This window comes from Streptomyces sp. NPDC037290 (genome assembly GCF_055603245.1).
In genome coordinates this window covers 38,606-51,851 of record NZ_JBVJVZ010000006.1, presented here as the reverse complement: position 1 = coordinate 51,851, position 13,246 = coordinate 38,606, and the positions used below count along the sequence as shown (strand labels likewise).

13 protein-coding genes are annotated in these 13,246 nt (G+C 72.1%); 5 read left to right on the top strand and 8 right to left on the bottom strand.

From position 1 onward, the window contains the following. Window positions 1-112: 112 nt before the first annotated feature. From ACZ7HQ_RS22030 to mce, 3 genes are all read right to left on the bottom strand, one after another. Window positions 113-1,048, bottom strand: a complete 936-nt coding sequence (locus ACZ7HQ_RS22030; protein ID WP_470992430.1) for a cellulose-binding protein — start codon at window positions 1,046-1,048, stop codon at window positions 113-115. A gap of 182 nt (window positions 1,049-1,230) precedes the next feature. Then, a complete protein-coding gene (gene scy / locus ACZ7HQ_RS22025) occupies window positions 1,231-5,178 on the bottom strand; it encodes a polarized growth protein Scy (protein ID WP_470992427.1) in 3,948 nt (1,315 codons plus the stop codon). A 205-nt stretch (window positions 5,179-5,383) separates the two neighbouring features. Then, window positions 5,384-5,824, bottom strand: coding sequence for a methylmalonyl-CoA epimerase (gene mce / locus ACZ7HQ_RS22020; protein WP_470992425.1), 441 nt, complete (start codon window positions 5,822-5,824; stop codon window positions 5,384-5,386). 149 nt (window positions 5,825-5,973) lie between these two features. Between mce and ACZ7HQ_RS22015 the strand changes: the two genes are divergently transcribed. The 3 genes from ACZ7HQ_RS22015 to ACZ7HQ_RS22005 all read left to right on the top strand — a co-directional run bounded on the left by ACZ7HQ_RS22015 (window position 5,974) and on the right by ACZ7HQ_RS22005 (window position 8,452). Further along, window positions 5,974-7,173, top strand: a complete 1,200-nt coding sequence (locus ACZ7HQ_RS22015; protein ID WP_470992422.1) for an acetyl-CoA C-acetyltransferase — start codon at window positions 5,974-5,976, stop codon at window positions 7,171-7,173. A 66-nt stretch (window positions 7,174-7,239) separates the two neighbouring features. Further along, complete coding sequence (gene meaB / locus ACZ7HQ_RS22010; protein ID WP_470992419.1) at window positions 7,240-8,196, top strand: methylmalonyl Co-A mutase-associated GTPase MeaB; 957 nt, start codon at window positions 7,240-7,242, stop codon at window positions 8,194-8,196. A 94-nt stretch (window positions 8,197-8,290) separates the two neighbouring features. Next, entirely contained in the window at window positions 8,291-8,452 is a 162-nt protein-coding gene (locus tag ACZ7HQ_RS22005) for a hypothetical protein (protein WP_470992416.1), read from the top strand. A 317-nt stretch (window positions 8,453-8,769) separates the two neighbouring features. Here ACZ7HQ_RS22005 and ACZ7HQ_RS22000 read toward each other — a convergent pair whose 3' ends face one another. The 4 genes from ACZ7HQ_RS22000 to ACZ7HQ_RS21985 all read right to left on the bottom strand — a co-directional run bounded on the left by ACZ7HQ_RS22000 (window position 8,770) and on the right by ACZ7HQ_RS21985 (window position 11,430). Continuing rightward, window positions 8,770-9,246, bottom strand: a complete 477-nt coding sequence (locus ACZ7HQ_RS22000; RefSeq protein WP_031171854.1) for a MarR family winged helix-turn-helix transcriptional regulator — start codon at window positions 9,244-9,246, stop codon at window positions 8,770-8,772. A gap of 92 nt (window positions 9,247-9,338) precedes the next feature. Further along, complete coding sequence (locus tag ACZ7HQ_RS21995) at window positions 9,339-10,148, bottom strand: AIM24 family protein (RefSeq protein WP_470992413.1); 810 nt, start codon at window positions 10,146-10,148, stop codon at window positions 9,339-9,341. Further along, a complete protein-coding gene (locus tag ACZ7HQ_RS21990) occupies window positions 10,145-10,795 on the bottom strand; it encodes an AIM24 family protein (protein WP_470992410.1) in 651 nt (216 codons plus the stop codon). The genes ACZ7HQ_RS21995 and ACZ7HQ_RS21990 overlap by 4 nt, the downstream gene beginning before the upstream one ends. Before the next feature lie 2 nt (window positions 10,796-10,797). Continuing rightward, a complete protein-coding gene (locus ACZ7HQ_RS21985; protein ID WP_470992407.1) occupies window positions 10,798-11,430 on the bottom strand; it encodes an AIM24 family protein in 633 nt (210 codons plus the stop codon). A 160-nt stretch (window positions 11,431-11,590) separates the two neighbouring features. On the opposite strand from ACZ7HQ_RS21985, the gene ACZ7HQ_RS21980 reads away from it, so the two are divergent. Further along, on the top strand, window positions 11,591-11,935 hold the full coding sequence (locus tag ACZ7HQ_RS21980) for a DUF3817 domain-containing protein (protein ID WP_470992404.1): 345 nt from the start codon (window positions 11,591-11,593) through the stop codon (window positions 11,933-11,935). Beyond that, window positions 11,932-12,222: an MTH1187 family thiamine-binding protein gene (locus ACZ7HQ_RS21975; protein ID WP_470992401.1), complete on the top strand. Its 291-nt coding sequence runs from the start codon at window positions 11,932-11,934 to the stop codon at window positions 12,220-12,222. Before ACZ7HQ_RS21980 ends, ACZ7HQ_RS21975 begins: the two co-directional genes overlap by 4 nt. A gap of 21 nt (window positions 12,223-12,243) precedes the next feature. Here ACZ7HQ_RS21975 and ACZ7HQ_RS21970 read toward each other — a convergent pair whose 3' ends face one another. Next, a complete protein-coding gene (locus tag ACZ7HQ_RS21970) occupies window positions 12,244-13,230 on the bottom strand; it encodes an ArsR/SmtB family transcription factor (protein WP_470992398.1) in 987 nt (328 codons plus the stop codon). Window positions 13,231-13,246: the final 16 nt, after the last annotated feature.

Here is a 13,246-nt window from a genome sequence, read left to right as displayed (position 1 = left end):
TTGAACCGGGGCCGGCCGGCGGGCGGGGACCAGCAGGACGGCGACGGCAAGGGCCCGCACTCCCCGAAGGGAATGCGGGCCCTGTGCCGTGCTGTCGCTCGGCTACGACCGCTTACCGGGACTGCTGCGCGGGAACGCCACGCGAGATCGGCTCGTCCTCGGCCGGCGAGCCGGCCGCGGCCACCGCGGCACCCGTGAGCGTCGCGAGCATCTCGCGGACGTTCGTCAGCTGGGCGTTGATGCTGTCGCGGCGGTTGGTGAGCGCCGCCAGCTCGCGCTCGGATTCCGAACGGATGCGGTCGGCCTTGGCGTTGGCGTCGGCCACGATGTCCTCGGCCTGGCGCTGGGCCGTCTCCACCGTCTGGCGGGCGCGGCGCTCGGCGTCCGTGCGCAGCTTCTCCGCCTCCAGGCGCAGCTGCTCGGCGCGGTGCTCGATCTCCGCCAGGCGCTTCTCGGCCTTCTGCTGACGCGAGGCCAGGTCGCGCTCGGACTGCTCGCGCCGCTTGGCGAGGTTCGTCTCGAAGTCGGCGGCGGCCTGTGCGGCCTTGGCGCGGGTCTCCTCGAAGAGGGCGTCCGCCTCCTCGCGCTTGGACTGCGCGTCCTTCTGCGCCTCGGCACGCAGCTGGGACGCGTCGGCCTTGGCCTTCTCGACGATCCGGACGCCCTCGTCCTCGGCCTTGGCCTTGCGCTCCGCGGCGTAGGACTCGGCGTCGTTGCGGACCTGCTGGGCCGCCGACTCGGCGAGGTCGCGGTGCTGTTCGGCCGCCCGCCGGGCCTCCTCACGCAGTTCCTTGGCCTCTTCCTCGGCCAGCCGCAGGATCTTCTCGACCCGCGCGCCGAGACCCGCGTACGACGGCTCGGCGTCGGTGACCTGCGCCTGTGCGTTCTGCGTTTCGAGGTGCAGCTCCTCGATGCGCTTCTCCAGGGCGGTGATGCGGGAGAGAGCGCTGTCACGGTCGGAGACGAGCTTGGAGATACGTTCGTCCACCTGAGCGCGGTCGTACCCACGCCGCACAAGCTCGAAGCCGTAGGGGGAAGTGTCGCTCATGGGGTTCCTGTCAATGAGACCGGTGAGGTGATAAGGGGAATCCTAGGGGCCGAAGCGGTGTGTCATCGAGCGGATACGGTTTTGATCTGGAGAATGGCACCTCTTTTGAGTGGCTGACCGTCACAGGCCTTGCCTACGAGTCGGGCAAAGCCACCAGAAGACACCGGAACCCACCCCCAGCGCTAGCTGTCTGAGGTTTTGCCACCCGATCGGGGGGCACCGATCGTCGCACCGGCCTTGACTCCGCCGTCCTTGGCACCCCCGGGAGCCTCGAAGGACTCCAGCGCCTCCAGGACGTCCTGGACCCGGGAGATCTCCGCGTTGATGTCCTCGCGGCGGCGCACCAGGATCTCCAGCTCGCGCTTGCCCTCCTCGACCGTGCGCCGGGCCTCGCGGATCGCCTCGGCCTTCAGCTCCTCGGCCTCCTTGACCAGGCTGGCCTTCTTCTGCTCGGCCTCCTTCAGCAGCCCCTCCGCCTTCTTGACGGCGGCGATGCGCACCTTGCCCGCCTCGGAGCTGGCCTCCGACACCAGCTCCTTGGCCTTCGCCTCCGCCTTGGCCAGCTGCTCCTCGGCGGCCTGGATGAGCGCGTCGCAGCGGTCGCCGGTGGACTTCATCGTCTCGGCGGCCTCGCGCCGCGCCCGCTCGTGCAGCTCCTCGATCTCGGTGGTGATCCGCTCGCGCAGCTCCTCCGCGCGCTCCCGGATCGCGGTGGCGTCCCGGCGGGCACCGACCAGCAGCTCGTCGGCGTCCGTACGGGCCTTCTCCACCCGGGTGTTGCCCTCGACGGTCGCCTCGGAGACGATCCGCTCGGCCTCGGTGCGCGCCGCGCCGACCATCGTGTCGGCCTGCGACTCCGCGTCCGCGGTGGTCTTCAGCGCCTGCTGCTGCGCCTCGGCGAGCAGCTTGTCCGCCTCGGCCGTGGTCTCGGTGATGAGCGTGTCGACCTGCTCGGCCGCCTCCGAGCGCCGCTTGTTGGCGTCCTTGCGGGCCTCGTCCAGGGTCCGCTCGGCCTCCTCGCGCGCGGAGGTGACGAGCCGCTCGGCCTCCGCCTCCGCGTCCGCCCTGAGCCGCTCGGCCTCCGCCCGCACCCGCTCGGCGTGCGCCTGCGCGGACCCCACGGTCTCGGCGGCCTCGGCGCGCAGCCGTTCGGCGTCGTCGGTGGCCTCCCCGACGAGCTGCTCGGCCTTCGCGAGGGCTTCCGCGCGCACCCGGTCCGCCTCGGCCAGGGCCCCGGTGCGCACCCGCTCGGCCTCGGCCGCGGTGTCCGTCTGCAGCCGCTCGGCCTCGGTCAGCGCCTCCGCGCGCACCCGGTCGGCCTCCGCGACCGTCTCGGTCGTCAGCCGCTCGGCCTCGTTGCGCGCCTCGGTGATGAGGGTGTCCGCCTGCGTCGCCGCGTCCGAGCGGATCCGGTTGGCGTCCTCACGGGCGTCCGCCCGGGTACGGGCCGACGCCTGGTCGGCCTCGGCGAGCGCGTCGGAGGCCTCGGTACGCACCCGCTGGGCGTAGTCGGACGCGTCGGAGCGCAGCCGCTCGGCCTCGGCCATCGCCTCCGCGACCGTGCGCTCGGCCAGCGCCCTGGCGGCCTCCGACTCCTCGTTCGCCGCACGGCGGACACGGCTCGCGTCCTCGCTCGCCCGCTCCCGCTCGGCGTAGGCGTCGGCGCGGAGCCGGTCCGCCTCCTCCTCGGCCTCCCGCTTCGTACGGTCCGCCGCGTGCTCGGCGGCCGAGCGCAGCCCGGTGATCTCCTCCTGCGCCTGCTCGTGCAGCCCGGCGACGGAGTCCCGTACCTGCTGGGCGTGCAGCTCGGCGGCGGAGACCATCTCGGTGGCGCGCCGGTCGGCCTCCTCCACCAGCCGGGTCGCCTCGGCCTGCGCCTCCTCGACCCGCTTGCGGGCGGAAGCCAGCAGTTCCTCGCTCTGCTCGCGGGCCCGCAGCCGCTCCTGGTCCGCCTCGTCGCGGGCGGCACCGAGGAGTTCCTCGGCCTCGCGGCGGCGCCGGGCGGCCTCCTCCTGGGCGGCGGCGAGCGTCTCGGACGCCTCCGTGCCGAGCCGCTCGGCGGCGGCCTTGGCCTCCGCACGCACCCGGTCCGCGGTGTCCTGGGCCTCCACCTTCAGCCGCTCGGCCTCGGCGGCGGCCTCGGAGCGCAGCCGTACCGCGACGGCCTCGCCCTCGGCGCGGGAGGCGGACGCGTCGGACGCGGCCTCGGTGCGCAGCCGGTCGGCCTCGGCCTCGGCCTGCTGCTGGAGGGTGCGGATCCGTTCCGCCGCCTCCGCGCGCAGGCGCTCGGACTCCTCGGCGGCCTCGCGGCGGATCCGGGTGGCCTCCTCACGGGCGTCCGTGAGCGCCTGCTCGGCCGACGCGAGCCGCTCCTGCGCCTCGCTCTGCAGCCGCGTCAGCTCCTCGGCGGCCTCGGCGTGGCGGGCCTCGATGATCCGCTCGGTCTCCTCGCGCAGCTCGCGCGCGGCGGTCTCGGCGTCCGTCCTGACCGTCTCGGCCTGCTCGTCGGCCTCGGCGCGCAGCCGCTCGGCCTCCTTGCGGGCGCGGTCCAGGGTCTCGTCGGCCTGCCGGCGCAGGCTGGTGGCCCGCTCGATGGCCTCGGTGCGGACCTTCTCGCTGTCGGTGGTCGCGGTCTGCCGCAGCTCGTCGGCGTCCGCCTTGGCCTTGGCCAGCAGCTCCTCGGCGGACCTGGCCGCCTCCTCGATCTGCGCGACCGCCTCCCGGCGGGCCTCCGCGCGGATCGACTCGCCCTCGGCCACCGCGTCGGCGCGCAGCTGCTCGGCCTCGCCGCGCAGCCGGCGGGCCTCCTCCTGCAGCTCGACCGTCTTGGCGCGGTACTCCTTGGTGTCGTCCTTCGCCGCGCCCTTGAGCTGTGCGGCGATGTCGTGCGCCTCGGCGCGCAGCCGGTCCGCCTCGGCCTCGGCCTCCGTGCGGATGCGCTCGGCCTCCTCGGCGGCGGCCCTGGTGGTCCGCTTGGCCTCCTCGGATGCCTTGTTGAGCACGTCCTCGGCGGTCCTGGCGGCCTTCGACAGCTGGCTCGCGCTCTCCTCGGCGGTGATCGCCCGGGCCTTCTCGGACGCCTCCGCGAGGACCTTCTCCGCCTCGGCACGGGCGTCCGCGACCAGTTGCTCGGCCTCGGACTTCGTCTGCTCGGCCTCCTTGGTGGCCTCCTCGACCAGCCGGGCGACCTGCTCCTTCGCGGTACGCGTCCGCGCCTCGCCCGCGGCCTCCGCGCTCGCGAGGGCCTTGGCGGCGGCCTCCTTGGCCTCCGTCTGCAGCTTCTCGGCCTCGGCCTGCGCCTTGCGCAGCGCCTCCTCGGCCGCCGTCATCCGCTCCTCGGCGGCCCGGGTCAGCTCGGCGGCCTGCCGGCGCGCGGCGTCCGACTCGGTGACGGTGGTGGTGCGCAGCTGCTCGGCGTGGTCGGTGGCCTCCTGCGCCTGCGTGGAGGCGGCGTTCAGCAGGCGCTCGGCGTCCGTGCGGGCGCGGCGCAGCAGCTGCTCGGCCTCCGCGCGGGCCGCCTCGGCGTCGCTCTGCAGCCGCTCCCGGGCCTCCCGGGTCAGCCGCTCGGCCTCCGCGCGGGCGGTGGCCATCGCCTGCTCGGCCTCGGCGCGGGACTCCTCCAGGAGCCGGCGGGCCTGCTGTTCGGTGCGGGCGCGCAGCTGCTCCGCCCAGGCCACGTTCTCGTTGACGTGCGACTCGACGGTGGCGCGGCGCTCGGCCAGCTCCTGGTCGAGCTGCTGGCGCCGGGTCACCGCCTCCTGGTGCAGCTCCGCCTGGAGCCGGGTGGCCTGCTCGGCGTGCTCCTGCAGGATGCGCTGGGTCTGCGCGCGGGCCTGGCTCAGCTCCCGCTCGGCGTCCTGACGCAGCTGGTCGGCCTGCATCTGGGCATTGCGGAGCAACTGTTCGGCCTGATAGCCGATGTCACCGCCGTCGAAGGCGGGCCGGGTCATCAGGGTGCGGCGCGCCTCGTGCAGCTTGGCGCGCAGCACCTCGACCTGGTAGCCGAGGTCCTCGGCGTGCTGGATCGCCTTCTCCCGCTCGGTCCTCAGCCGTTTCATCTCGGCCTCGAACCGAGAGAGGTGGTCGACGTCAGCCGCCGGCTCTCGCTCCTGGCTCTCGTAGCCCCGCACTGCGCGGTCCCATCCGTCCCCTGGTCAGCTTCTCCAACGAGCCTCGTCCTCCGCCGAACGGGGCCCCCGGGGAATGGTGTCAGATCAACGGCGGAGCACGGGCTGCTGCCCCGACGCTCGTCCCCCGAAACCCGGACCCCGGCATGCGGTCGTCCCGGTTGAAAGGACGACCGCCCCCAACCCTACCGGCCCTTATGTACGGGGGTCAGTGCTCGGGCGACTCAACAGGGGCCGAAGTGACCAGTTCCGTGAGTACCCCGTGGCAGTCCTTGGGGTGCAGGAAGGTGATCCGCGAGCCCATGGAGCCGAGCCGGGGCTCGTCGTACAGCACGCGTACGCCCTTGTCCCGGATCGCCTCGGAGTCGGCGTCCACGTCCGCCGTGCCGAAGGCGATGTGGTGCACGCCCTCCCCGTTCTTCGCGAGCCACTTCGCCACCGTGGAGTCCTCGCGGGTCGGCTCCAGCAGCTGGAGGTAGGAGGCGCCGCCGTCCGAGGTCCCGTTGATCCTGAGCATGGCCTCGCGCACGCCCTGTTCCTCGTTGACCTCGGTGTGGAACACCTCGAAGCCGTACGTGGCCCGGTAGAACTCGACGGTCGCGTCGAGGTCGTGGCAGGCGATCCCGATGTGGTCGATTCGCGTCAGCATGGATTCAGTGCAGCGCTCCCGGGCTGGTTACGCAACGTGCGCGCGATCACACCGTAAGGCCGATGACGCCATGCTCTACCGCTCAGTACATTCGAAGTAAACCCTCGTTCACTCCTCGGCTGTGCAGGCCGGTAAGGGGATCGCAGCTCATGCCTTCTGGAACGACCAGCTCGGTGATCGTCGCGGGCGCGCGCACGCCCATGGGACGACTTCTGGGCTCCCTCAAGTCCTTCTCCGGGGCCGACCTGGGCGGCTTCGCGATCAAGGCCGCCCTCGACCGTGCGGGGATCGGCGGCGACCAGGTGCAGTACGTGATCATGGGCCAGGTGCTCCAGGCCGGCGCCGGCCAGATCCCGGCCCGCCAGGCGGCCGTGAAGGCCGGCATCCCGATGAACGTCCCGGCGCTCACCATCAACAAGGTGTGTCTGTCCGGCCTGGACGCGATCGCGCTCGCCGACCAGCTGATCCGCGCCGGCGAGTTCGACATCGTCGTGGCAGGCGGCCAGGAGTCCATGACCAACGCCCCGCACCTGCTGCCGAAGTCCCGCGAGGGCTTCAAGTACGGCGCGGTCGAGATGCTCGACGCGATGGCCTACGACGGTCTGACCGACTCCTTCGAGGGCATCGCCATGGGCGAGTCCACGGAGAAGCACAACACCCGCCTCGGCATCCAGCGCCCCGAGCAGGACGAGATCGCCGCGCTGTCCCACCAGCGGGCCGCCGCCGCGCAGAAGAACGGCCTGTTCGAGGCCGAGATCACCCCGGTGGAGATCCCGCAGCGCAAGGGCGACCCGGTGCTGTTCAGCAAGGACGAGGGCATCCGCGGCGACACCACGGCCGAGTCGCTGGCGAAGCTGCGCCCGGCCTTCTCCCGCGAGGGCACGATCACCGCGGGCACCTCCTCGCAGATCTCCGACGGCGCGGCCGCCGTGGTCGTGATGAGCAAGGCCAAGGCCGAGGAGCTGGGCCTGCACTGGCTCGCCGAGATCGGTGCCCACGGCAACGTGGCGGGGCCGGACAACTCCCTGCAGTCCCAGCCGTCCAACGCCATCCAGCACGCCCTGAAGAAGGAGGGCCTGGAGGTCTCCGACCTCGACCTCATCGAGATCAACGAGGCCTTCGCCGCCGTCGCCGTGCAGTCCATGAAGGACCTCGGCGTGTCCACCGAAAAGGTGAACGTGAACGGTGGTGCGATCGCCCTGGGCCACCCGATCGGCATGTCCGGCGCCCGGCTCGTGCTCCACCTGGCGCTCGAGCTCAAGCGCCGTGGCGGCGGGGTCGGCGCGGCCGCGCTGTGCGGTGGCGGCGGCCAGGGTGACGCGCTCATCGTGCGGGTACCGAAGGCCTGAGTTCCCCGTACGTCGCTGACGGTATGTCGCTGACCGGTACGTCGCTGAAGTGAACGGAGCTGTTTGATGCAGGACGTCTCCTCTCTGGTGGCCCAGGCCAGGGAAGGCCGGCCGCGGGCCGTGGCCCGGCTGATCTCCCTGGTGGAGGGGGCGTCCCCGCAGCTCAGGGAGGTCATGGCGGCGCTGGCCCCGCTGACCGGCAACGCCTATGTGGTGGGCCTGACGGGCTCGCCGGGCGTGGGCAAGTCGACCTCGACCTCCGCGCTCGTCACGGCGTACCGCAAACAGGGCAAGCGGGTCGGCGTCCTGGCCGTCGACCCGTCCTCGCCGTTCTCCGGCGGCGCCCTGCTCGGCGACCGGGTCCGCATGTCGGACCACGCGTCGGACCCCGGCGTCTACATCCGCTCCATGGCCACCCGGGGCCATCTGGGCGGCCTGGCCTGGGCGGCCCCGCAGGCGATCCGGGTGCTGGACGCGGCCGGCTGCGACGTGATCCTGGTCGAGACGGTCGGCGTGGGCCAGTCGGAGGTGGAGATCGCCTCCCAGGCGGACACCTCCGTCGTCCTCCTGGCCCCCGGCATGGGCGACGGCATCCAGGCGGCGAAGGCGGGCATCCTGGAGATCGGCGACGTGTACGTCGTCAACAAGGCGGACCGGGACGGCGCCGACGCCACCGCCCGCGAGCTGAACCACATGCTGGGCCTCGGGGAGTCCCGCGGCCCCGGCGACTGGCGCCCGCCGATCGTGAAGACGGTCGCGGCCCGTGCCGAGGGCGTCGACGAGGTCGTGGAGGCCCTGGAGAAGCACCGCGCGTGGATGGAGGAGCGCGGTGTCCTCGCGGAGCGCCGCACGTCCCGCGCGGCCCGGGAGGTGGAGACCATCGCGGTGACGGCCCTGCGCGAACGCATCGGCGACCTGCACGGCGACCGCCGGCTCAGCGCGCTCGCCGAGCGCATCGTCGCGGGCGAACTGGACCCGTACCGCGCGGCGGACGAACTGGTCGCGGGCCTCACCGAGGGCTGAGCCCCGCTGCTGGGTCGACCGGCGTGTTCCTCTTCATGGCCTAGAGCACCCGGCCGGGCGGGAGGGCGCGGGCCGGGGCGGCCGGTAGCTGCTGGTGATCGCCTCCGCCGAGGGGCAGGGCCACGGTGGCAGCGCGGGCCGGGTGCTCGCCGTCCTGTCCGCCGGAAGCGCCGTCGGCGGGATGCTCAACGGGGCCGTCTCGTGGCGGGCCGGCGCAAGGGCCGGCTTCCCCTGCAGGCAGCCGGGCTGGGGCTGATGCTGTGCACCGCCGGGCTGGTGCCCGGGGGTGGGCACGCTCGCCCTGGCGATGGCGGCCGCCGGGCTGTTTGTGTCCCCGTCGCCGGTGTGCTGGTCGGGTGGCTGCCGCCGGGGCCGTGCTTCACGGCGACCGGCGGGGTGATGCTGCTGACGGCGCGGGGGAGGCGGCTCGCGGTGGACGCGCGGAACGTCCCGCCCCTGGTGTGACGTCACCGGCAGGCCCGCACTCGGCGGTCCCGCGGGCGAGGCGCCGGCGGGTGGATTGCTGTGCGCGCTCCATCCGCCGTCGGCTCCCCGGGTGCCCGGCCTCCGCGGCTACGGACGTCCGCGCTGACCGCGCAGGTGTTCCGCGATCGGCTTGAGTGCCTTGTCCAGCTCTATCAGCGCCTCCGGCGACAGCAGGTCGATGAAGTGCCGCCGTACGGACGCCACATGGTGCGGCGCCACCTTCTTCATCGTTTCCATGCCGTGCTCGGTCAGCACGGCGTACAGCCCCCGCCGGTCGGACTCGCAGTTCTCGCGGCGCACCAGGTTCGCGTTCTCCATCCGCGTGATCTGGTGCGACAGCCGGCTCTTGGACTGCAGGGTCGCGGAGGCGAGGTCACTCATCCGCATCCGTACGTCGTCCGACTCGGACAGATTGACGAGGATCTCGTAGTCGTTCATCGTCAGGCCGAACGGCTGCAGATCCTTCTCCAGCTGGTACGTCAACAGCCTGTTGACCTCCAGGTGGGTGCGCCAGGCGCACTGCTCCGCATCGGTCAGCCAGCGCGTGGCCGTCTCGGTCTCCATGAATGAAGTCTACCTAAGAAGTTGAATGGCGAACTAATCCGGGTGGTGTGACAGTGCGCACGCGTTCGACGTCACACTCCGCAGACTACCGCTCACAGCCCGAAGCGACGCTGGAGGTCCCCCAGCTGTCCGGGAAGGCGCGGTGCACCCGACGGTTGCGGACCGTGTCCAACCGGTGCCGCTCCGCCACCTCCTGGCACCCCTGGTTCGGACGGGACGACCCCCGTCGCCGCCTCGCCCATGAGGGTCTCCGTCGACTGCAGCAGCACTGTCCCGGCACCCGCGAACTCGAACTGGTGCTCCTCCCCGGATACCCCGCCGAGGCCCGTCATCGCACGTAGACCGCCCAGTACACCCGTCAGATACCCGTGGTCGTAGTGATGGCACGGTGACGGGCAGTCGGCCCATCCGACGAGCGCCTGCGGGTCGACCCGGATCGGAGGTTCCATGAACACCACCGGACCGTTAGATGCGGCCACAAACTTTCCGGTTCCGATAAGGGTCAGAAAACCCGGCACGATTGATTGCTTCAGCGCGAGACTTGGCTGAAAAGCGAGCAGGTTGCCCGCGCGAATGGTCAAGTTCCCGTCGTCCAGGTCGTAGGAGTTGACGTCGAAGGCCCGGTCGGCCAGCAGCATCTTGCCGGAGCCCGCCGCCACGACCCAGTCGCTCGCGTGCAGTGGCGAATGGAACGAGGTACGGACAAGTCGGTCGAGTCGACCGTGCCCGATGCCGTTGAACTCGATCGCCCCGTAGTAGGCGATCATCTTCCCCTTCTGCAGGAACCACTCGCCGCTCTTGAGCTCGACGCAGAAGGTGTAGGCGTTCACGTTGTCGTCGGCGGGCAGGGTCATCGGGTCGTACACCGCAGGTCCGGCGCCCGGAGTTCCGTAGGTGCTCACAGCTTCTCCTCCGAGGCCTGGACGTAGACCGTGCCGTGGCCGCTCAGCTCCAGCTGGAAGGCCTCGCCGGAGCCGCGGCCCACCATCTCGCGCCAGCCGAGTGCCGTGGACAGCTTGTTGCGGACCTCGCCGTGGTGGGCGACGTAGGCCTGCGGGTCTACATGGACCGGGCGCTGGGGGGTGACCGGGATCTCGAAGACGCCGCCGTGCGCCATCACGGCGACCGAGCCCTGGCCCTGGAGCGTGGTGGTGAACAGTCCCTGTCCGGTGACCTGGCCACGGACGAGGCCCATCACCCCGCCCTGCGAGCCCATGAACATCGTCCCCTGCCGCAGCGTGCCCTCGAACGCGAGCAGGCGGTCGGCCTCCACGTAGAGGGTGTCGCCGGTGAGGTCGATGACATGGACGTGGTGGCCGCCGTGCCCGAAGAAGACGGTGCCGCTGCCCTCCACCGTCATCAGCGGGGTCGCCTCGCCCGTCACCCGGCGCCCGAGCATCGACATCAGCCCGCCCTGGCCGCCCTGGATGTTCGGGGTGAAGGACACGTCCCCCCGGTAGGCGAGCATCGCGCCGCGCTGGCTGAACAGCCGCTGCCCGGGCAGCACGGTCGCCTCGACCATCTTGGAGTTGATCTCTCGGAAGGCCATGGCTACAGATCCCCCGCGATCGTGTTCCGCTCACTCGGCTGCACGTACACCAGGCCGTCGCCCTCGAAGCGGATCTGGAAGGCCTCGCCGCCGCCCTCGCCGAGGAAGGTGCGGAACGTCACGCCGGACTGGAAGGACTGCCGGACGTTGCCCTGGTGGGCGATGTAGGCCCCAGGGTCGACGATCAGCGGGTACTGGGGGGCGACCCGGAGCACGACCGCCGGCCCGTCGGACATGATCGCGGCCTGCCCGTGTCCCTCGACGGTCGTCGTGAACAGCCCGTTGCCCTGCGAGGCACCGCGCAGCCCGGTGAACGTCGTGCCCGTGCGCAGCCCCGCGTCCGTCGCCAGCAGGTTGCTCGACTCGACGTAGAGCTTGTCGCCCTGGAGGCTGACCAGGTTGATCTCCGAGGCCCGGTCCGCGAACCAGCACGTGCCGTGCCCCTTCACCTCCATGACCGTCATCTGCTCGCCGGTGAGCCGCCGCGTCACCATGCCGCGCAGCCCCTCGCCGCCGCCGCTCAGCTTCTTGAAGGTCATCTGTCCGTCGTACGCGACCATCGAGCCGTTCTTCGCCTTCACGGCGTCCCCGGTCATGTCGACGGCGAGCACCTTGCTGCCTTGGAGTCGGAACATCGCCACGCAGTGAAAGTAGCGGCGGCGCGGGTGGACCGAACAGGGCCTGGGGGTGGACACCGACCCTGAGCGGACCCCTAGGGCCACGGTTTGCCACAATGGGCGGACGTTTGTGCTTGCGTTCACAAACCGTGGACGTCTCTCCCACCGAAGGTGACCCGTGGACATCAAGACCGCCACCGCCCTCCGCCGCCTCCGCCTGGTCTCGGCCCCGGAGGCCGTGTCCTTCCTGATCCTGCTCGTCTGCTCGGTGCTGAAGCGCACCACCGACTTCAACGCTGTCCCCGTGATGGGCGCGGTCCACGGCGTCCTGTTCATCCTGTACGTGATCTTCTGGGCGGACGCCTGGAACCGCACCAAGTGGCCGCTCAGGACCGGGCTCCTCTACTTTGTCCTGTCGGTGCTGCCCACCGGTGGCTTCTTCGCGGAGCGCAAGCTCAAGCGCGCCGCCGAGGACGAGGTCATCGCGGCCCGCGCCCGCAAGGAAGGAGTCGTGAACGCATGATCGTCGCCTTCTCCGTGACGCCCCTCGGCGTCGGTGAGGACGTGGGCGAGCTCGTCGCCGACGCCGTCCGCGTGGTCCGGGAGTCGGGCCTGCCGAACCGCACCGACGCGATGTTCACGTCCGTCGAGGGCGAGTGGGACGAGGTCATGGACGTCGTCAAGCGGGCGGTGGCTGCCGTGGAGGAGCGGGCGCCGCGGGTCTCCGTCGTCCTCAAGGCCGACATCCGCCCCGGCGTGACCGATGGACTCACCTCCAAGGTGGAGACGGTCGAGCGGTACCTGGCGTAGTCCGGCGTTCCCCGCGCCCCTTCAGCCCGGCCGGCCGGCCGCCAGCGCCATGCCCAGCGGCGTTCGCTCGTACAGCACCCGGTGGCCGTGGCGCCGCGACGTCAGCAGGCCCGCGTCCCGCAGGACCGTCAGGTGGGCGGACACCGACGACGGTGCCAGGAGCAGCCGGTGCGCCAGCGCCGTGGTGGTGGCCGGCTCCTCCAGTGCGGCCAGCACCTCGGCGCGGTTGCGGCCCAGCAGTCGTACCAGCACGTCCGGCGTCCGTTCACCGGGCTCCGTCCACAGCCCCGCGATACCCCGCGCCGGATAGACCACCGTCGGCTGCCAGGGCGCCTCGAAGCCGGTGACCACGTCCGGCCACGAGAACACGCTCGGCATCAGCACCAGACCCTGGCCGTCGAGGTCGCGCGCGTGCTCGGTGTGCAGCGCGAGCGTCAGCGTGCGGCCGTCCCAGGACAGGCGGCGGTCCAGCTCCGGCAGCAGGGTGCCGAGCCCCACCTCGGCCAGCCGCTGCGAGTGGAAGGCCACGTCCGCCTCCAGCAGGGCCCGCAGCCGGGGCCAGTCCGGGGCGACCAGCACCCGCCAGGCCTCCTCCACGGCGTCCGCCAGCTCCTCGATCATCCGTGCCGGGTCCGCGAGCCAGGCCCGGCCCCGCGCCGACTCCGGTGCGCCCGGGGTGCAGGCCAGCGAGCGGGCGGTGTCCTCGCGTGCCGCCTGCGGGTCGGACGCCCGTACGGCGGCGATCTCCTCCTCGAAGGTCGCCGCCGGTCCGATCGGCGGTGCCCCGAGCCAGTCCGGTGAGTGGCCGCGCCGGGGCATCAGCAGCCACAGCGGGGCCAGGTCGAGGCCGGCCGCCGCCGCCCTGATCCGGCGCAGCCAGGGCGCCTGGTAGGCGTGCCGGTCGGGCCGTTTCAGGGTGCGGACCGCCTCGTGCGTCTCCCACAGCGGCGAGATCGCGAACCGGCAGCGCAGGAAGTCGTCGTCGCCGAAGTGCAGTCGGGAGGGCACGGGTCACCTCGGAGGG